The following is a 17,636-nucleotide window of genomic DNA, read 5'->3' as shown; positions in this document are numbered from 1 at the left end:
CCTACGCTGACCACTCGCATGCGACGCCGCCTCGTCGAGGCCGCGGAGACGTCCGGATCCGCCGCCGATCGCGAGACGAGTGGACGCCGTGCGGATCACGAGCCGACGGCCGCGTCGCGGCGACGTGAGCGGTGACGAGCGATTCACGAGGGATGGACACGATGAAGAAGAATCCGATGATCGGCGCGGGGTGCCTCCTGGCGCTGACGCTGTCCGGTTGCGCCGCCGGCGCCCCCGCGACGGTCGTCGACGCGACGACCGGGCCCGCGGCGCAGGTGAGCTCCTGGCTCGCCCGCCACGCGGGGCCGTCCTGGTCCGACTGCCCGGCCGAGGCGCTGCCCGAGCTCGACGGAGTGGCCGTGCAATGCGGCACGATCGCCGCGCCGATCGACTGGAGCCGGGCCGACACCTCCGACTCGGTGGACCTCGAGCTCATCAGAGTCTCGGTGGGCGGACCGCACGACGAGGTGCTGATGGTGAACCCCGGCGGACCGGGTGTGCCGGCGCGGGACATGGCCCTCGGCCTGGCGACCGTGCCGGAGGCCGCTCCCGTCCTCGAGAAGTACGACGTGGTCGGCATCGAGCCGCGAGGACTCACTCCCGAGACAGATCTCGCCTGCGACGCCGAGGCACTGGCCGCGGACGGCGAGGGGGCGGTGGAGGCGTGCGCGACCACCAGCCGGTTCGCCGTCCACGCCTCGACCACCGACGTGGCGATGGACCACGAGCTGCTGCGGCGGGCACTGCAGCAGCCGGAGCTCGACTACTACGGCGCCTCGTACGGCACCTACATCGGCAGCGTCTACGCGACGCTGTTCCCCGACACGGTCGGCCGGATGCTCCTCGACAGCGTCGCGGACACCGCGGCCCTGCAGCGGACGAGCGACCTCGAAGGATTCGAGGAGAGTCTGGGGCGGCTGCTCGACGCCTGCACGTCGGGTGCGCTCGGAGCCTGCCCCGTCACCGGTGATCGCGAGGCGGCCTCTGAGCAGCTGACGGCCCTCCTGCAGTCGCTCTCGGCGGAACCGCGGACGGCGATCGGCCCGGACGGCGAGAAGACCGAGGTGGGCGGGCGCGAGGTCGCGTCCTACCTGCTGACCAGCCTGTACGAGCCCCGATCCTCCTGGAGCGAGACCATCGGCGTCCTCGACGGAGTGCTGGCCGGCGACGCGGAGGCGCTGGAGATCGTCGCGAGCACCGACGACTCCGTCGTCGATCGGGCACTCGAGTACGCCGTCTACTGCGCCGTCCCGCCGGTTCCCGGAGCAAGCACCTCAGCGGCCGAGGGCGAGCGACCGGCGAGCACGGGCCCGCTCGGGATCCTCGAGGAGGGCGACGAGTCCGTGCGGGACTGCGATCGGTGGGGTGAATACGAGCGGCTGGATCCGGCCCTCTCCTACTCGAGCGGCAACCGGATCCTCATCGTCTCGAACCTGCACGACCCCGCGACGCCGATCGCCGATGCCCGGCGCCTGCACGACACCGAGCTGACGAACAGCACGCTCGTCGAGGTGGAGGCGGACGGCCACGGTGCCGTCTACCGGGACTCGACGTGTGCGACCGACATCGCGAACGCCTACCTCGTCTCGGGGACCCTCCCCGCCGATCCGACCCGCTGCGAGACGGATCGCTGAGCGAAGGGCGGGCCGGTTCGGATCAGCCCGACGCCCCCGGCACGTCCACGGCGCCGCCGAAGCGGCGGGTGCGGCCGGCGTAGTGCTCGATCGCGCCCCAGAGGTCCTCGCGGGTGAAGTCGGGCCAGAGCCGGTCGAGGAAGACCATCTCGGCGTAGGCGCTCTGCCAGAGCAGGAAGTTGCTGGTGCGCTGCTCGCCGGAGGAGCGCACGAAGAGGTCGACGTCCGGCATGTCGGGCAGGTAGAGCGCCTTGCCGATCGTCTTCTCGGTGATGCCGGACGGCTTCAGCCGGCCCGCCGCGACGTCGGCCGCGATCCGCTGCACCGCGTCGGCGATCTCGGTGCGGCCGCCGTAGTTGACGCACATGGTGAGCGTGAGGACGTCGTTGCCCTCGGTCAGCTTCTCGGCGTACTGCAGCTCGTTGATGACCGACGCCCAGAGCCGCGGCTTCCGGCCGGCCCAACGCACGCGGACGCCCCACTCGTTGAGCTGGTCGCGGCGGCGGTGCAGCACGTCGCGGTTGAAGCCCATCAGGAAGCGCACCTCGTCGGGCGAGCGCTTCCAGTTCTCGGTCGAGAAGGCGTAGACGCTGAGGTGCTTGACGCCGATCTGGATCGCTCCCGCGACCACGTCGAGCAGCGACGCCTCGCCGCGCTTGTGCCCCTCCACTCGGGTCAGCCCGCGGGAGTTGGCCCAGCGGCCGTTGCCGTCCATCACGATCGCGACGTGCTCGGGCACCGCCTTGCGCGGCAGCTCCGGCGGGTGCACGCCGGTCCAGTCGAGGGGGCGGAACGGGACGGCGTCCCTGTGGGTGAACGGCTTCATCGGGTGACGTGCTCCAGAGATCTCAGTCCGCGCTCGAGGTGCCACTGGGTGTAGGCGGCGACCACGCCGCTCGCTCGGGAGCGGGTCGAGGGCTCCGTCGTCTCGGCGTGCTCCCAGTCTCCCGTGAGCAGGGCGCCGAGGAGGACGACCACCTCCGGGGCGACGCGCGGGGCGCCGGGAGGCGTGCAGTCCTCGCAGACCACCCCGCCGAGCTGGACGACCACCGCGCCGTGCGGGCCGGGCGCGCCGCAGCGCGCGCAGTCCTCGAAGCTCGGCGCCCAGCCGGCGATCGAGAGCGCGCGCAGCAGGTAGGAGTCGAGCGTGAGCACCGGCTCGTGCTCGTGCTTCGAGAGCGAGCGCAGGGCGCCGACGAGCAGGAGGTACTGCTGCAGCGAGGCGTCGGCGTCGGTGAGGCGGTCGGCCGTCTCGACCATCGCGCTCGCCGCGGTGTAGCTGTCGTAGTCGGCCGCGATGATCGCGCCGTACGCGCCGAGCGATTCGGCCTGCGTGACGATGTCGAGGCTCCGGCCCTCGTAGAGCTGCAGGTCGGCGACCATGAACGGCTCGAGCCGCGAGCCGAACTTGGAGCCGGTCTTGCGCACGCCCTTGGCGACCGCACGGATCTTGCCGTGGCTGCGCGAGAGCAGCGTCACGATGCGGTCGGCCTCGCCCAGCTTGTGGGTGCGCAGCACGACGGCTTCGTCACGGTAGGTGGGCATGGCCTCGATTATCCTCCCCACCCCTGACAACCCCGCGGTGGACCGGCACCCGCCCGCTCCCGCCCGTGGAACGATGGCTCGGTGGCCGCCTCCCTCTTCGAGATCCCCGCCTGGGCAGACCTCCTCGCCATCGCGATCGGCTGCCTGCAGGGCGCGATGTTCGCGGGCGAGTTCCGCGACCGCCGGATCGACCTGCTCGGGGTCACGATCATCGGCACGGCGACGGGGCTCGGCGGCGGCGTGCTGCGCGATCTGCTGCTGCAGACCCCGCTCGTGGCGCTGCACACCAACGCCTACCTGCTCGTCGCGGTGACGGCGTCGCTCTTCGGCATGCTGCTGCAGCACGTGCTCAACCGGGTCGACGGCACGATCACGGCGCTCGACGCCCTGACGATCGGGCTCTTCGGCGCCATCGGCACGACGAAGGCGCTCTCGCTCGGCGTGCCGGAGGTGCCCGCGGTGTTCGTCGGCACCGTCTCGGCCGTCGGCGGCTCGGTGATCCGCGACATCCTGCTCAACCGTCCGATCGCGCTGATGCACGTGGGCTCGCTCTACGCGATCGCCGCGACCGCCGGCACAGTGGTGCTCGTGGTCGCGCTGCGGTTCGGGATGGTGATCGACTACGCGGCGCCGATCGCGGTGCTGGTCACGGCGGTCATCCGGCTGCTGGCGGTGCGCTACGGCTGGAGCCTGCCGGAGCAGCGGGCGCTGAGCCGGGTGCCGCGGCTGGGCTGGCGGAAGCGCGGCTGACGGCGGGGATGCACGTCCGGACGGCTCGCGGAAGCCCGCGCCCGTGTCGGAGGTCCGACCTAGGGTGGCGGCATGACCGCTGCGGGCACCACGACCGACCGACACGACGTGATGATCATCGGCGGGGGGAACGCGGGGCTCTCGGTCGCCGGGCGCCTCCGCCGCTACGGGGTGGCGGACGTCGCGGTGATCGAGCCGCGCGAGACGCACCTCTACCAGCCGATGTTCTCCCACGTCGCCGGTGGCACCGCTCCCGCCTCGAAGGCGACCCGGCCGCAGGGCTCGGTGACGCCGAAGGGAGTCACCTGGATCCGCGATCGGGTGGAGGCGATCGATCCCGCCGCGAAGACGGTCGTCCTCGCCTCCGGTCGGCGGGTCGGCTACGGCGACCTCGTCGTCTGCCCCGGCATCCAGAAGGACTGGGACGCGGTGCCCGGGCTGACGGAGGCGATGGCGTCGCCGGTCGGCGTCTCGAACTACGAGTTCGAGTACGCGCGGAAGGCGTCGAGCGTGCTCCGCGGGGTCCGCTCCGGCACGGTCGTCTTCACGCAGCCCAGCGGCCCGGGCACCTGCTCGGGCGCGTCGCAGAAGCCGATGTACCTGGCCTGCGACTACTGGCGCGAGACCGGGGTGCTCGCGGACGTCCACGTCGTGCTCGTCGTGCCGACGCCGACGATGTTCGGCATGCCGCTGATCGACGCGGAGCTCGAGCGCAAGGTGGCGGAGTACGGGATCGACGTGCGCTACAGCCGGGAGCAGGTCGAGGTGGACGCCGAGAAGCGCACCGTCGTCATCGCCGGCGAGGACGGCCGCCGCGCGCAGCTGGGTGTCGACCACGACGGCGGGCACGTCGGCACCGAGCAGCGGGAGACGCTCTCCTACGACGTGCTGCACGCGGTGCCTCCGCAGTCCGCGCCGGACTGGCTCGCGGGCACCGGACTCGTGGCGGAGGGCGGCGTCGGCGGCTTCGTCGAGGTCGATCCGCTGACGCTGCGCCACCCCCGGCACCCCGAGGTCTGGGCGCTCGGCGACGCCGCGGCCACCACCAACTCGAAGTCGGGCGGCGCGCTCCGGCAGCAGACGAAGACGCTGGCGAAGAACCTCGTCGCCGCGCGCAAGGGGAAGCCGCTCCCCCAGGTCTACAACGGCTACTCCGTCTGCCCGTTCGTCGTCTCGCGCTCGACCGTCGTCTTCGCCGAGTTCGACGACCGCTACCGCCCGAAGCCGACCATCCCCTTCTGGAAGGGCCTCGCGAAGGAACGCCGCCTCACCTTCCTCGCCGACCGCTACCTGCTCCCCTGGGTCTACTGGAACCTCATCCTGCAGGGCCGCGCCTGACGGCACGGCGCCACGGCCTCACGAGCAAGCCGCGGAACGCCGCGTCCTCACGCTGGTCGAGTAGCCGCGGCACGCGGCGTAACGAGACCCACCACCGCATGGGCTGGGGTCTCGATACGCCCGCTCCGCGCGCTGCTCGACCAGCAAGGGAGGGCCAGCGCCGCCCCAGCGGCGACCGCAGCAGCGCAGCGCATGCTGGTCGAGTAGCCGCGGCACGCGGCGTATCGAGACCCACCACCGCATGGACGGGGGTCTCGATACGCCCGCTCCGCGCGCTACTCGACCAGCATGAGGGGGCACCTCCGCGGGCTGCTCGCCCGGCGAAGGAGGGTCAGGCCGAGGCCGTCGCCAGCTCGCGGTCCGGGGCCTCCTCGCGGAGAGCGCGGTTGACGGCCGAGACGATCGCCTTCAGCGAGGCGGTCGAGATGTCGGCGTCGACGCCCACGCCCCAGAGGGTGCGGCCGTTCACCGAGCACTCGACGTAGGAGGCGGCCAGCGCGTCGCCGCCGGCGCTGAGAGCGTGCTCGACGTAGTCGAAGACGCGGACCTCGACGCCGTGCTGGGCCAGCACCGCCTCGAAGGCGTTGATCGGGCCGTTGCCGGTCGCGCTCGCCGTGACCGTCTCGTCGCCGACTCGCAGCACGGCGTCGAGGGCGATCGAGCCGCCCAGGTCGCTCGAGGTGCTCGTGCGGGCCAGCTCGAAGCGGCCCCACTTGTCCTCGGCGCGGTGCGCGGGCGCGGGCAGGTACTCGTCCTGGAAGATCGTCCAGATCTGCTCGCTGGTGACCTCGCCGCCCTCGGCGTCCGTCTTGGCCTGCACGACCGCGGAGAACTCGATCTGCAGGCGGCGCGGCAGGTCCAGCGCGTGGTCGGTCTTCAGCAGGTACGCGACGCCGCCCTTGCCGGACTGCGAGTTGACGCGGATGACCGCCTCGTAGGAGCGGCCGAGGTCCTTCGGGTCCACCGGCAGGTAGGGCACCGCCCAGGTCAGCTCGTCGCGGCTGACGCCGGTGCGCTCCGCCTCGGCCTCCATCGCCTCGAAGCCCTTCTTGATGGCGTCCTGGTGCGAGCCGCTGAACGCGGTGAAGACCAGGTCGCCGGCCCAGGGGCTGCGCTCGGGCACGGCCAGCTGGTTGCAGTACTCGGCCGTGCGCTTGATGCCGTCCATGTCGCTGAAGTCGATCTGCGGGTCGATGCCCTGGGTGAACAGGTTGACGCCCAGCGCGACCAGGTCGACGTTGCCGGTGCGCTCGCCGTTGCCGAAGAGGCAGCCCTCGATGCGGTCCGCGCCGGCCAGGTAGCCCAGCTCGGCCGCGGCGACTGCCGTGCCGCGGTCGTTGTGCGGGTGCAGCGAGACGATGATGCTCTCGCGCTGGGCGAGGTTGCGGCACATCCACTCGATCGAGTCGGCGTAGACGTTGGGCGTCGCCATCTCGACGGTGGCGGGCAGGTTGAGGATGACCTTGCGGTCCGGGGTCGGCTCGAAGACCTCGACGACGCGGTCGCAGATCTCGCGGGCGAAGTCGAGCTCGGTTCCGGTGTAGCTCTCGGGCGAGTACTCGTAGTACACCGCCGTGCCGGGGACGGACGCCTCCATCTCGCGGCACTTGCGCGCGCCGGCGAGGGCGATGTCGATGATGCCCTGGCGGTCCTTGCGGAAGACGACCTCGCGCTGCAGCACGCTGGTCGAGTTGTACAGGTGGACGATCGCCTGGCGCGCGCCGCGGATCGACTCGTAGGTGCGCTCGATCAGGTGGTCGCGGGCCTGGGTCAGCACCTGGATGGTGACGTCCTCCGGGATCGCGTCCTCCTCGATGAGGCTGCGGACGAAGTCGAAGTCGGTCTGGCTGGCGCTCGGGAAGCCGACCTCGATCTCCTTGTAGCCCATCCGGACCAGGAGATCGAACATGATGCGCTTGCGCTCGGGGCTCATCGGATCGATCAGCGCCTGGTTGCCGTCGCGGAGGTCGACGGCGCACCAGCGCGGCGCCGTGGTGATGCGCTTGGCCGGCCAGGTGCGGTCGGGCAGCTCCACGACGATCTGCTCGTGGAACGGCTTGTACTTGCCGATCGGCAGCGACGACGGCTTCTGGGTGTTCTTCATGAGGGTGCTCTCCCGGCGCGCGGACGCGCCTGTCTCTCGTCTCGCGGGGATCCGGATGCGGATCGAACCACGCGGGTGGTCTGTGGTGACGATGGGTCTGATTCAGCCGACGACGGACTCCGCGACGAGGAGGGCCTGAGGATCAGATCTCGTCGCGGCGGCTAAGAAGGAGCAGACCGATGCGCACGCGACCACGGTAGCACTGCGCTCGCGGGTCGGCACCACGGCGCGGCAGTGCGGCGCGCGGGCCAGCTCAGGCGACGAGCCCGTTCTCGTAGGCGTAGACGACGAGCTGCACCCGGTCGCGCAGCCCGAGCTTGCCGAGCGTGCGGCTGATGTGCGTCTTGACCGTCGCCTCGCTGAGGAACTCCGCCCGGGCGATCTCGGTGTTGCTGAGGCCGCGCGCGGCGAGGTGGAAGATCTCGCGCTCCCGGTCGGTCAGCGTCCCGAACGCGGCGGGAGTCTCGCGGCCGCTCCCCGGCGCGCCGAAGTGCTCGAAGAGCTCCCGCGTCGCGGAGGCGGCGACGACCGCGGTGCCGGCGTGCACGGTGCGGACGGAGGCGAGCAGGAAGCCCGGCTCGGTGTCCTTGAGCAGGAAGCCGCTCGCCCCGGCGCGGATCGCACGGGCGGCGGCCTCGTCCAGGTCGAACGTGGTGAGCACCAGGATGCGCGGCGGCTCCACGCCCTTCTCCGCGGCGTCGGCGAGGATCCGGCGCGTCGACTCGATGCCGTCGACCCCCGGCATCCGGATGTCCATCAGCACCACGTCCGGGGCCAGCCGGCCGACGAGCTCCGCGCCCTCCGCGCCGTCGGACGCCTCGCCGACCACCTCGAGGTCCGGCTGGGAGCTGAGCAGCATGCGGATGCCGGCGCGGAAGAGCGCCTGGTCGTCGACGAGGACGAGGCGGATGGTGTCGGTCATGCGGGGTGGCCTCCAGAGGCGACGGGCAGGGCGGTGGAAGAGGGGGCGGGCAGGCGCGCGTCGACCACGAAGTCGTCGCCCTCGGGGCCCGCGCGGAGCACGCCGCCGACGAGCGCGGCGCGCTCGCGCATGCCGACCAGGCCGTGCCCCTCCCCGGGCACGCGAGCGGCGGCCTCCGCGTCGGCGCAGCGCGCGTTGCGGACGGTGAGGACGATCTCGCCGGACTCGCGGCGGAGCGCGACGTCGAGCGGGGCGCCGGGCCGTCCGTGCCGGAGCGCGTTCGTCGTCGCCTCCTGCACGATGCGGTAGAGCGCGAGGCCGATTCCGCGCGGCACGGTCTCGAGGTCGACCTCGAGCTCGGACCGCAGCTGCGTCCCGGCTCCGGAGACGCTCTCGAGCAGCGCCGGCAGGTCACGCGCCTCCGGCTGCGGTCCGTCGCTCTGACTGTGCCGCAGCTGGGCCAGGAGGACGCGGACGTCGCCGAGCGCGTCGCGGGCGACCGAGGAGATGGTGAGCAGGGCGGCGTCCGTCTGCGCCGGGCTCGACGCACCGAGGTAGCGGGCGCCGTCCGCCTGCGCGATCACGACGGCGAGCGAGTGCGCCACGACGTCGTGCATGTCGCGAGCGATGCGGTTGCGCTCCTCGACCGTGTCCAGCTCGCGCTGCGCCGCCGCGCGCTCGCGCTCGGCCTCGGCCCGGAGGGTCTGCCCCTCGCGCGCTCGCCGCACCGAGCGGGAGAGCAGGCCGACCGTCCAGGAGAGGCCGAGCGTGGCGAGGATCCCGCCGAACACCGCTCCCCCGGTCAGGATCGGCGAGGGGATGGACTGGACGAGCCGGAAGACGATGATCAGGTAGACGACAGCCACGACCGCGCCGAGCACCGCGGAGACGGCCCCCGCCGCGCGCACCCGGCGCCGCTCGGACGCGCCGGTGCCGAAGAGCACCGCGAGGATCGCGAGGTCGGCCGGACCCGGTGCCAGCTGCAGACCCATCTGCAGCAGCGCCCCGCCCCAGGCGATCGTGAGGGAGAGCGCCGGCGCCCGGCGGTGCAGGACCAGCGCGACCGCCAGCACTCCGCCGACGACCGGCTGGAGCGAGCCGTCGGGCGCCGCGAACGGCACGGTCGAGATCAGCAGCAGGAGGAGCGCCTGCCAGCCGGCCGCTCCGACGGCGAAGCCGTCCTGCGGACCGGCGACCCGCACCACGAGCGCATCGATCCTGTCGTCGGCACCGACCGGCCGCCGCACCCCGGCGCGCCAGACGAGGACCTCCAGGCCGGCGAGGAGGGCGGCGACGACCAGCGCCGTGACGGCGCGGAAGAGCAGGACCTGGTCGGCGCTCGCCTCCTCCGGCAGCAGCTGCTCGGTCCCGCTCAGCGCGGCGACCAGCCCGGCGACGCCCGCGAGCAGGAGGGCGCCGACGAAGGTCAGCGTCCGCGTCCAGGGACCGAGCCGGCGCGCCGTGGACCAGAGGACGAGCAGGCCCACGAGGACACCGTCCACCGGCACGCCGAGGAGCGGGATCCCGCCGCCGGTGACCGCCCCGACGGCGACCAGGGACGGCGCGAGGGCCGGCAGGAAGGCCGCGAGGCCGAGGCCGAGCGCGATCAGCAGGCCGCCGCTGAGGTGCTCCGGCGCGATCAGGCCGGCCGCGCTCAGTCCGAGGTGGAGGACCCCGAGCAGGGCTCCCGCGATCGGGAGCGTCGCCGGACGATCCAGGAGCGCACGCATGAGCCCCACGCTACGCGGCGACGTCGCCGCGGGGCGTCGTCCGGGAGAGTGACTGCCGTCCCCCTCCCGATCCGGCGCCGCGCTCACCGGCTCAGAAGCCGAGGCGGCCGAGCAGCTTCGGGTCGCGCTGCCACTCCTTGGCGACCTTCACCCGGATGGAGAGGAACACGCGCCGGCCGAGCAGCCGCTCGATCTGCTCGCGCGACACGGCGCCCACCTCGCGCAGGCGCTGACCGCCCTTGCCGATGATGATGCCCTTCTGGCTGTCGCGCTCCACGAAGACGTTCGCGTAGATGTCGATGAAGGAGCCGTCCTCGCGCTCGACCATGTCGTCGAGGGTCACGGCGAGCGAGTGCGGCAGCTCGTCCGAGACGCCCTCGAGCGCGGCCTCGCGGATGAACTCCGCGATGCGCGAGCCGGTGTCCTCGTCGGTCACGGCCTCCTCGGGGTAGAGCGCGGGCGAGACCGGCATGAGGCGCAGCAGCTCGACCGCGAGCACGTCGAGCTGCTCCGCGGTGACCGCGGAGATCGGCACGATGGTGTCCCACTCGCGCAGCTCGGAGACGGCGAGCAGCTGCTTCGCGACCGACTTCTTCGAGGAGAGGTCGACCTTGGAGACGATCGCGACCTTGCGGGCGCGCGGGAAGGCCTCGAGCTGCTCGTTGATGAAGCGGTCGCCGGGGCCGATCGGCTCGTCGGCCGGGAAGAGCATCCCGATCACGTCGACGTCGCCGAGGGTCGAGGTGACGAGGGAGTTCAGCCGCTCGCCGAGCAGGGTGCGCGGGCGGTGGATGCCCGGGGTGTCCACCACGATGAGCTGGCCGTCGGGGCGGTGCACGATGCCGCGGATGGCGCGGCGGGTGGTCTGCGGCTTCGAGCTGGTGATGGCGATCTTCTCGCCGACCAGCGCGTTGGTGAGCGTGGACTTGCCGACGTTCGGGCGGCCCACGAACGACACGAAGCCCGCCCGGTAGGGGGTCGTGGGAGTGCTGGGGTCGGTCATCGTGCGTCCTCGTCCTGGTGGTCTGTCTCGGCGACGATCGCGACCGGTCCGGTGCCGGTCTCGCCTGAGGGATCGTAGTCGGGATCACGCCGCACGATGACGGTCGAGATGGTGCCGCGACGGGGATCCGCCTGCTCGGCCTCGAGGATCACCCCGTCGATCCGGGCGGTCGCGCCCCGCTCGGGCAGGCGGCCGTAGGCCTTGGTGAGCAGTCCGCCGACCGAGTCGACGTCGTCGTCCTCGAGTTCGAGGTCGAACAGCTCGCCCAGCTCGTCGACGGGCAGCCGCGCCGAGACGCGGTAGACGCCCGGCTCGGTCTCCTCGAAGAGGTCGACCTCGCGGTCGTACTCGTCCGAGATGTCGCCGACGAGCTCCTCGATGAGGTCCTCGAGCGTGACCAGCCCGGCGATGCCGCCGTACTCGTCCACCACCATGGCGAGGTGATTGGACTCGAGCTGCATCTGGCGCAGCAGCTCGTCGGCCTTCTTCGACTCCGGCACGAACAGCGCGGGGCGGGCGAGGTCGGCCGCCGAGTCGTCGTCGTCCGGGCGCTCGTAGGTGTGCCGGGCGACGTCGCGGAGGTAGAGCACGCCGAGCACGTCGTCGACGCCGTCGCCGATGACGGGCAGCCGGGAGATGCCGCGGCTGAGCAGCAGGCCCATGCCGGCACCGACCGACGCCCCGGCCTCGATCGTCACCATGTCGGTCCGCGGCACCATCACCTCGCGCACCAGCGTGTCGTTGAACTCGAAGATCGAGTGGATGAGCTCGCGGTCGTCCTGCTCGAGCACCGACTGCTCGGTCGCCTCGTCGACCATGCTCAGCAGCTGCTCCTCGGAGGAGAAGCCGGCCGAGCGGCCGGTGCCCGGGGTGACCCGGTTGCCCAGCGCGACGAGGCCGTGCGCGACCGGGCCGAGCGCGACCCGCAGCACGTGCACGAGCGAGGCGCTGGAGCCGAGCACCGCGCGGGCGTGGGCGCGCCCGACGCTGCGCGGGCTGGAGCCGACGAGCACGAACGAGACGGCCGCCATGATCAGGATGGCGAGCAGGAGCGCCAGCCAGAGCGCGTCGACCACGACGACGAGCACGGTGGTGACGAAGACCGCGGCTGTGGTCTCGGCCGCGATCCGGGTGAAGTTGACGACGTTGACGTGCGCGCTCATGTCGCCGGCGATGGCCCGCAGGGCGCGGGAGCTGCGCGAGTGGTTCGCCATCTCGAGGACGTCGCTGCGCGAGAGCACGCCGAGGGCGGCGTCGGTGGCGGCGAGCCAGCCGCCGAGGGCGACGAGGCCGAGGGCCGCGATGAGGAGCTGGACGGTGAGCACGCCGGGCCTAGCGGCGTCGCTCGCTGATGTGGAACCCGACGAGGATGTCGCGCTGGATGCCGAACATCTCGCGCTCCTCCTCGGGCTCCGCGTGGTCGAAGCCGAGCAGGTGCAGCAGCCCGTGGGCCGTGAGCAGCAGCAGCTCGTCGAGCACGGAGTGGCCGGCGGCCTCGGCCTGGCTCTGCGCCACCTGCGGGCAGAGCACGATGTCGCCGAGCAGGCCGGCCGGGGTCGGCTCGTCCTCGGTGCCGGGGCGCAGCTCGTCCATCGGGAAGCTCAGCACGTCGGTGGGGCCGGGCTCGTCCATCCACTGCACGTGCAGCTGCTCCATCGCGCCCTCGTCGACCAGCACGATCGCGAGCTCGGCGTCGGGGTGCACGTGCATCGAGTCGAGCGCGTAGCCCGCGAGGCGCAGCAGGGTCGCCTCGTCCACGGGGATGCTCGACTCGTTGTTGATCTCGATGCTCACGGGGTGCGGTGTTCCTTCGATCGGGAGGGGCTCGGCGGGGCGGGTGGCGGTGGTACGGCGCTCAGGCGCGCGGGCGCTTGGGCTGAGCGTCGCCGGTCGAGCGGGTGGCCGCCCGGCGCTCGGCGCGGGCCGCGAACTCGCGGGCCTGCTCGCGCTCGAAGCTCTGCGCCTGCTTCTGCTGGTCGTACTCGGTGTACGCGTCGACGATCCGGCCGACGAGGCTGTGGCGGACCACGTCCTCGCTGGTCAGCCGGGCGAAGTGGATGTCGTCGATGTCGTCGAGCACCCGGGTCACCAGACGGAGTCCGCTGGAGCCGGCGGGTAGGTCGACCTGGGTGATGTCGCCCGTGATCACCATCTTCGAGCCGAAGCCGAGGCGGGTGAGGAACATCTTCATTTGCTCCGGCGTCGTGTTCTGCGCCTCGTCGAGCACGACGAACGAGGAGTTCAGCGTGCGGCCGCGCATGTAGGCGAGCGGAGCGACCTCGATCGTGCCCGCCGCGAGCAGCTTCGGCACGATCTCCGGGTCCATCATCTCGTTCAGCGCATCGTAGAGCGGGCGCAGGTACGGGTCGATCTTGTCGGTGAGCGAGCCGGGCAGGTAGCCCAGCCGCTCCCCCGCCTCGACCGCGGGGCGCGTGAGGATGATCCGCTCGACCTCCTTGCGCTGCAGGGACTGCACCGCCTTGGCCATCGCGAGGTAGGTCTTGCCGGTGCCGGCCGGGCCGATGCCGAAGACGATCGTGTTCTGATCGACGGCGTCGACGTACTCGCGCTGCCCCAGGGTCTTCGGGCGGATGCTCTTCCCGCGTGCCGTGAGGATGGCCTGGCCGAACGCGTCCGCGGGACGCACCGGCCCGCCGTTCTCGAGGATGCGCGCGGACTCGCGCACGCCCTCCGGGTCGAGGTCGTGGCCGCCTGCCGTCATGAGCACCAGTTCTTCCACCAGGCGCGCCGCCGCGGCGACGGGGGCTCCCTCGCCGTCGAGGGTCACCTCGTTACCGCGCACGTGCACCCGGACGTCGGGGAATCGCGATTCGACCGCCCGGATGAGGCGGTCCTGGGGTCCGAGGAGGCGCACCATGGCGATTCCGTCGACGGCGATGACGCGGTGCGTCCCGCCGGTGGTCCGGTCCGCGTCGCTCTGCGGGACCGTCGGCTCCGTCGAGCCGGTTCGAGTGGGGTTCTGGTCCGCGGAGCGATCGCCCGCGTGATCAACCGGTGGCAAGGGAGCCTTCCGTCAGGTGGCCGCCCAGGACGTGGGCGTGGACGTGGAACACGGTCTGACCGGCCTCTTCGCCGGAGTTGAAGACGAGGCGGAACTGGCCGTTGCTGTGCGCGTCGGCCAGGGTCTGCGCGACGACGGCCATCTCGGCGAGGAGCTCCGGATCGCCCGCGGCGAGCTCGGCGACGTTCGCGTACTCGGGGGTCTTCGGGAAGATCAGCAGGTGGACGGGCGCCTTCGGCGCGATGTCCTGGATCGCGAGGATCCGCTCGTTCTCGAACACCACGTCGGCGGGGATCTCGCCGCGGACGATGCGCGTGAAGACAGTGGGCTCGGTCATGCATTCATCTTAAACGGCGCGAGGGCGACGACGGGGGCGCGTTCGCCCAGGGCGCGCGGATCGCCGGGGATCACCAGCGGCCGAGACGGGCCGAGAGCACGGCGATCGCGGCCGGGCCGGCGGTGGAGGTGCGCAGGACGGAGTCGCCGAGCGCGACGGCCTCGGCACCCGCGTCGGCGAGCGCGCGCAGCTCCTCCGCCGCGATGCCGCCCTCGGGTCCGACGACGAGCACGAGGTCGCGCCCGTCCGGCTCGATCGCGGTGAGCCGCTCCTCGGCCGAGGGCTCGAGCACGAGCACACGCGCCGTCGCGGCCCGCTCCACGAGCGCGCGCAGGCCGACGACCGCCGACACCTCCGGCACCCGGGCGCGGAGCGACTGCTTGCTCGCCTCGCGGACGATGCTGCGCCAGCGCTCGCGGCCCTTCTCCTCCTTGACGCCCGACCAGCGCGAGACGCTGCGGGCGGCCTGCCACGGCACGACCTCGTCCACGCCGAGCTCGGTCGCGGCCTGGATCGCCAGCTCGTCGCGGTCGCCCTTCGCGAGTGCCTGCACGAGCACGAGGCGCGGGCTCGGCGCGGGCACCTCCTCGACCGACTCGACCGCGAGGACGACACGCGTCGCCTCCGCGCTCTCGACGACGGCCACGGCGACCCGGCCTCGGCCGTCGCCGACGCGGACGCTCTCGCCCGCGCGGATCCGGCTCACGGTCGCGAGGTGGCGCGCCTCCGCGCCGGAGAGCTCCAGCCGGCCGCCGGCGACGAAGTCCCCGGAGTCGAGCGACTCGTCGATGTAGTGGTGCGCCACGCCGGATCCGGTCAGCCCAGGAAGCGGTCGCGGAGCTTGGAGAAGAGCCCCTGCTGGAAGTGCGTGAGGGCCGGCTTCTGCGGCTTGTAGTGCTTGGCGAACTCCTGCACGAGCTCGCGCTCGCGGTGCCCCAGCTTGGTGGGGGTGACCACCTGGATGCCGACGCGGAGGTCGCCGCGGCCGTTGCCGCGCAGCTTGGTGACGCCGCGTCCCTTGATCGTGACGATCTCGGTGCTCTGCGTACCCGGCTTCACCTCGATCTCGATGTCGCCGTCGAGCGCCGCGAGGGTCGTCGTCGAGCCGAGGATCGCGTCCGTCATCTGCACCTCGAGGGTGCAGAGCAGGTCGTCGCCGTTGCGGCTGAAGATGTCGTGGTGCTTGACCTTGATCTCGAGGTAGAGGTCGCCGCTCGGACCGCCGGCCGGGCCGACCTCGCCGCTGCCGGGCATCTGCAGGCGGAGGCCCGTGTCGACGCCCGCGGGGACGTCGACGGGGATGGTCCGGCGCGCGCGCACGCGGCCCTGGCCCTGGCAGGTGGAGCACGGAGTGGCGATGACGGTGCCGTAGCCGCGGCAGGTGCCGCAGGGGCTGGCCGTCATCACGTTGCCGAGCAGCGAGCGGACGGTGCGCTGGATCTGGCCCGAGCCGTGGCAGATGTCGCAGGTGACCGGCGAGGTGCCCGGCTGGCAGCACGAGCCCTGGCAGGTCTCGCAGAGCACGGCCGTGTCGACCTCGAGATCGCGGTGCGTGCCGAAGATGACCTCGTCGAGCGAGACCTCGACGCGCAGGAGCGCGTCCTGGCCCCGCTCCCGGCGCGACCGCGGGCCGCGCGAGGAGCCCTGCGCACCCTGGCCGAAGAAGGTCTCGAAGATGTCGCCGAAGCCGCCGAAGCCCTGCCCGCCGCCGCCGGGGAAGCCGTCCTGCGGGCCGCGGTCGTACTGCTGGCGCTGCTGGGCGTCGCTCAGGACGTCGTAGGCGTGCGTGACGAGCTTGAACCGCTCGGACGCGTCCGCGCTCGGGTTGACGTCGGGGTGCAGCTCGCGCGCGAGCCGGCGGTACGCCTTCTTGATCTCGTCGGCGGAGGCGTCTCGGTCGACGCCGAGGACTTCGTAGTGATCGGCCACAGGGGGCTTCGTCCTTCGTTCGTGGGTCGGTGCGCCGGGCACGGCGGACCTGTCGGGAGCCGGGGGTGTCCGGCGAGGGTCTGAGAGCGGGTCATTCCTCGCCGAGGAGGCGGGAGAGGTAGCGGGCGACGGCGCGGACCGCCGCGATGTTGCCGGAGTAGTCCATCCTGATCGGTCCGAGGACCCCCAGGCGCGAGACCTGGCCGCCGGCCGTGTTGTAGCCGCTGGTCAGCACGGAGGTCTCCTGGAGGCCGAACGGCGCGTTCTCGCGGCCGATGCGGACCGAGATGCCGCGCGGGTCGGGCGTCATCTCGGCGAAGAGGCGCAGCAGCTCGACCTGCTCCTCGATCGCCTCGAGCACCGGGTAGATGCTCCCGGAGAAGTCCTCCTCGGTGCGCACCAGGTTCGCGGCGCCCGCCATCACCAGGCGGTCCTGGCGGTTCGCGCCGACCTGCTCGAGCAGCGTCTGCACGACCGGGTCGACGACGGCGCGGCGCTCCGGGCTGAACTGCTCGGTCGCGCTCTGCAGCGTCTCCGCCGCGGCGGCGAGTCCGAGACCGAGAACGGCGGTGTTGAGCTTCGCCCGGATCTCGCCGAGCAGCAGCTCGTCGACGTCCTCGGGCGTCTCGAGCACGCGCTGGTCGACGCGGCCGGTGTCGGTGATCAGCACGGAGAGCAGCCGCCGCGGGGCGAGGGCGACCAGCTCGACGTGACGGATGCGCGCCGCGCCGAAGGAGGGGTACTGCACGAGCGCGACGCTGTTGGTGAGCTGCGAGAGCAGCCGGACGGTCCGGACGAGCACCTCGTCGAGGTCGGGGCTCTGGCCGAGGAAGGTCTCGATCGCCTGCCGCTGCGCCGCGGTCAGCGGGCGCAGGTCGGTCAGCTGGTCGACGAAGAGGCGGTAGCCCTTGTCGGTGGGGACGCGGCCGGAGGAGGTGTGCGGGGCCGCGATCAGCTCCTCCTCCTCGAGCTGCGCCATCTCGTTGCGGATGGTCGCGGCGGAGACGCCGAACGCGTGGCGCTCGACGATCGACTTGGAGCCCACCGGCTCGCGGTTCGCGACGTAGTCCTGCACGATCACGCGCAGGACCTGGAGACCGCGCTCCGTCACCATACGACCGACCTCCCGCCGGACTCCGGGTGCCTCGCGGCACGACCACCTCGGCGCCGTGGCGCCGCGCGGAGCTTGGCACTCCGCGAGATTGAGTGCCAATCATAACCGCGCAGGAGGAAGGAGGGCGGGGCTCGCCCAGGATCCGCCCCGTCGCGACTCGCTCTCTGCCACGATGGACGCCGAGCGCCCGGGGTCGCCCGGCGCGCCG

Annotated in this window: 16 protein-coding genes; 3 read left to right on the top strand and 13 right to left on the bottom strand. The window is 72.3% G+C overall.

Annotated elements, in window-relative coordinates:
• Nucleotides 1-161 precede the first annotated feature (161 nt).
• Entirely contained in the window at nucleotides 162-1,634 is a 1,473-nt protein-coding gene (locus tag EDF17_RS05970) for an alpha/beta fold hydrolase (protein WP_166649610.1), read from the top strand.
• Between the two features lie 22 nt (nucleotides 1,635-1,656).
• On the opposite strand, the gene EDF17_RS05965 is transcribed toward EDF17_RS05970, so the two are convergent.
• Both EDF17_RS05965 and recO read right to left on the bottom strand, forming a co-directional pair.
• Nucleotides 1,657-2,460, bottom strand: coding sequence for an isoprenyl transferase (locus tag EDF17_RS05965; RefSeq protein WP_123445630.1), 804 nt, complete (start codon nucleotides 2,458-2,460; stop codon nucleotides 1,657-1,659).
• A complete protein-coding gene (gene recO / locus EDF17_RS05960) occupies nucleotides 2,457-3,179 on the bottom strand; it encodes a DNA repair protein RecO (RefSeq protein ID WP_123445629.1) in 723 nt (240 codons plus the stop codon). Before recO ends, EDF17_RS05965 begins: the two co-directional genes overlap by 4 nt.
• A gap of 81 nt (nucleotides 3,180-3,260) precedes the next feature.
• Between recO and EDF17_RS05955 the strand changes: the two genes are divergently transcribed.
• Nucleotides 3,261-3,929, top strand: coding sequence for a TRIC cation channel family protein (locus EDF17_RS05955; RefSeq protein ID WP_243586590.1), 669 nt, complete (start codon nucleotides 3,261-3,263; stop codon nucleotides 3,927-3,929).
• A gap of 72 nt (nucleotides 3,930-4,001) precedes the next feature.
• Entirely contained in the window at nucleotides 4,002-5,267 is a 1,266-nt protein-coding gene (locus EDF17_RS05950; protein WP_123445628.1) for an FAD-dependent oxidoreductase, read from the top strand.
• Between the two features lie 331 nt (nucleotides 5,268-5,598).
• On the opposite strand, the gene leuA is transcribed toward EDF17_RS05950, so the two are convergent.
• The 11 genes from leuA to hrcA all read right to left on the bottom strand — a co-directional run bounded on the left by leuA (nucleotide 5,599) and on the right by hrcA (nucleotide 17,428).
• Nucleotides 5,599-7,371 (bottom strand): 2-isopropylmalate synthase, encoded by a 1,773-nt coding sequence (gene leuA / locus EDF17_RS05945; RefSeq protein WP_123445627.1) that lies wholly within the window; start codon nucleotides 7,369-7,371, stop codon nucleotides 5,599-5,601.
• Nucleotides 7,372-7,624: 253 nt separating this feature from the next.
• Nucleotides 7,625-8,293, bottom strand: coding sequence for a response regulator transcription factor (locus EDF17_RS05940; RefSeq protein WP_123445626.1), 669 nt, complete (start codon nucleotides 8,291-8,293; stop codon nucleotides 7,625-7,627).
• Entirely contained in the window at nucleotides 8,290-10,023 is a 1,734-nt protein-coding gene (locus EDF17_RS05935) for a histidine kinase (protein WP_123445625.1), read from the bottom strand. Before EDF17_RS05935 ends, EDF17_RS05940 begins: the two co-directional genes overlap by 4 nt.
• Nucleotides 10,024-10,114: 91 nt before the next feature.
• A complete protein-coding gene (gene era / locus EDF17_RS05930; protein ID WP_123445624.1) occupies nucleotides 10,115-11,026 on the bottom strand; it encodes a GTPase Era in 912 nt (303 codons plus the stop codon).
• Nucleotides 11,023-12,351 carry a hemolysin family protein gene (locus tag EDF17_RS05925; RefSeq protein WP_123445623.1) on the bottom strand — a complete coding sequence of 443 codons (1,329 nt, stop codon included), beginning with the start codon at nucleotides 12,349-12,351 and terminating at the stop codon, nucleotides 11,023-11,025. The genes era and EDF17_RS05925 overlap by 4 nt, the downstream gene beginning before the upstream one ends.
• 7 nt (nucleotides 12,352-12,358) lie before the next feature.
• A complete protein-coding gene (gene ybeY, locus EDF17_RS05920) occupies nucleotides 12,359-12,820 on the bottom strand; it encodes an rRNA maturation RNase YbeY (protein ID WP_123445622.1) in 462 nt (153 codons plus the stop codon).
• A 61-nt stretch (nucleotides 12,821-12,881) separates the two neighbouring features.
• Nucleotides 12,882-13,904: a PhoH family protein gene (locus EDF17_RS05915; protein WP_123445998.1), complete on the bottom strand. Its 1,023-nt coding sequence runs from the start codon at nucleotides 13,902-13,904 to the stop codon at nucleotides 12,882-12,884.
• 130 nt (nucleotides 13,905-14,034) lie between these two features.
• The gene (locus EDF17_RS05910) at nucleotides 14,035-14,385 is read right to left on the bottom strand and encodes a histidine triad nucleotide-binding protein (RefSeq protein WP_123445621.1); all 351 of its coding nucleotides are present in this window, start codon (nucleotides 14,383-14,385) and stop codon (nucleotides 14,035-14,037) included.
• Nucleotides 14,386-14,455: 70 nt separating this feature from the next.
• Nucleotides 14,456-15,190 carry a 16S rRNA (uracil(1498)-N(3))-methyltransferase gene (locus EDF17_RS05905; RefSeq protein WP_123445620.1) on the bottom strand — a complete coding sequence of 245 codons (735 nt, stop codon included), beginning with the start codon at nucleotides 15,188-15,190 and terminating at the stop codon, nucleotides 14,456-14,458.
• A gap of 11 nt (nucleotides 15,191-15,201) precedes the next feature.
• Complete coding sequence (gene dnaJ / locus EDF17_RS05900; protein ID WP_123445619.1) at nucleotides 15,202-16,314, bottom strand: molecular chaperone DnaJ; 1,113 nt, start codon at nucleotides 16,312-16,314, stop codon at nucleotides 15,202-15,204.
• A gap of 91 nt (nucleotides 16,315-16,405) precedes the next feature.
• A complete protein-coding gene (hrcA, locus tag EDF17_RS05895; RefSeq protein ID WP_123445618.1) occupies nucleotides 16,406-17,428 on the bottom strand; it encodes a heat-inducible transcriptional repressor HrcA in 1,023 nt (340 codons plus the stop codon).
• Nucleotides 17,429-17,636: the final 208 nt, after the last annotated feature.

This window comes from Rathayibacter sp. PhB1, from assembly GCF_004362935.1.
Taxonomy (GTDB): domain Bacteria; phylum Actinomycetota; class Actinomycetes; order Actinomycetales; family Microbacteriaceae; genus Rathayibacter; species Rathayibacter festucae.
Note: the sequence above shows the minus strand (reverse complement) of the source record. Positions and strands in the feature narration are given on the sequence as shown.

What these genes read in the sequence shown, in the direction of transcription:
- EDF17_RS05970 (WP_166649610.1), top strand. Translation starts at nt 162, where the DNA reads ATGAAGAAGAATCCGATGATCGGCGCGGGGTGCCTCCTGGCGCTGACG.
- EDF17_RS05965 (WP_123445630.1), bottom strand. Translation starts at nt 2,460, where the DNA reads ATGAAGCCGTTCACCCACAGGGACGCCGTCCCGTTCCGCCCCCTCGAC.
- recO (WP_123445629.1), bottom strand. Translation starts at nt 3,179, where the DNA reads ATGCCCACCTACCGTGACGAAGCCGTCGTGCTGCGCACCCACAAGCTG.
- EDF17_RS05950 (WP_123445628.1), top strand. Translation starts at nt 4,002, where the DNA reads ATGACCGCTGCGGGCACCACGACCGACCGACACGACGTGATGATCATC.
- leuA (WP_123445627.1), bottom strand. Translation starts at nt 7,371, where the DNA reads ATGAAGAACACCCAGAAGCCGTCGTCGCTGCCGATCGGCAAGTACAAG.
- EDF17_RS05940 (WP_123445626.1), bottom strand. Translation starts at nt 8,293, where the DNA reads ATGACCGACACCATCCGCCTCGTCCTCGTCGACGACCAGGCGCTCTTC.
- EDF17_RS05935 (WP_123445625.1), bottom strand. Translation starts at nt 10,023, where the DNA reads ATGCGTGCGCTCCTGGATCGTCCGGCGACGCTCCCGATCGCGGGAGCC.
- era (WP_123445624.1), bottom strand. Translation starts at nt 11,026, where the DNA reads ATGACCGACCCCAGCACTCCCACGACCCCCTACCGGGCGGGCTTCGTG.
- EDF17_RS05915 (WP_123445998.1), bottom strand. Translation starts at nt 13,904, where the DNA reads ATGGTGCGCCTCCTCGGACCCCAGGACCGCCTCATCCGGGCGGTCGAA.
- EDF17_RS05910 (WP_123445621.1), bottom strand. Translation starts at nt 14,385, where the DNA reads ATGACCGAGCCCACTGTCTTCACGCGCATCGTCCGCGGCGAGATCCCC.
- hrcA (WP_123445618.1), bottom strand. Translation starts at nt 17,428, where the DNA reads ATGGTGACGGAGCGCGGTCTCCAGGTCCTGCGCGTGATCGTGCAGGAC.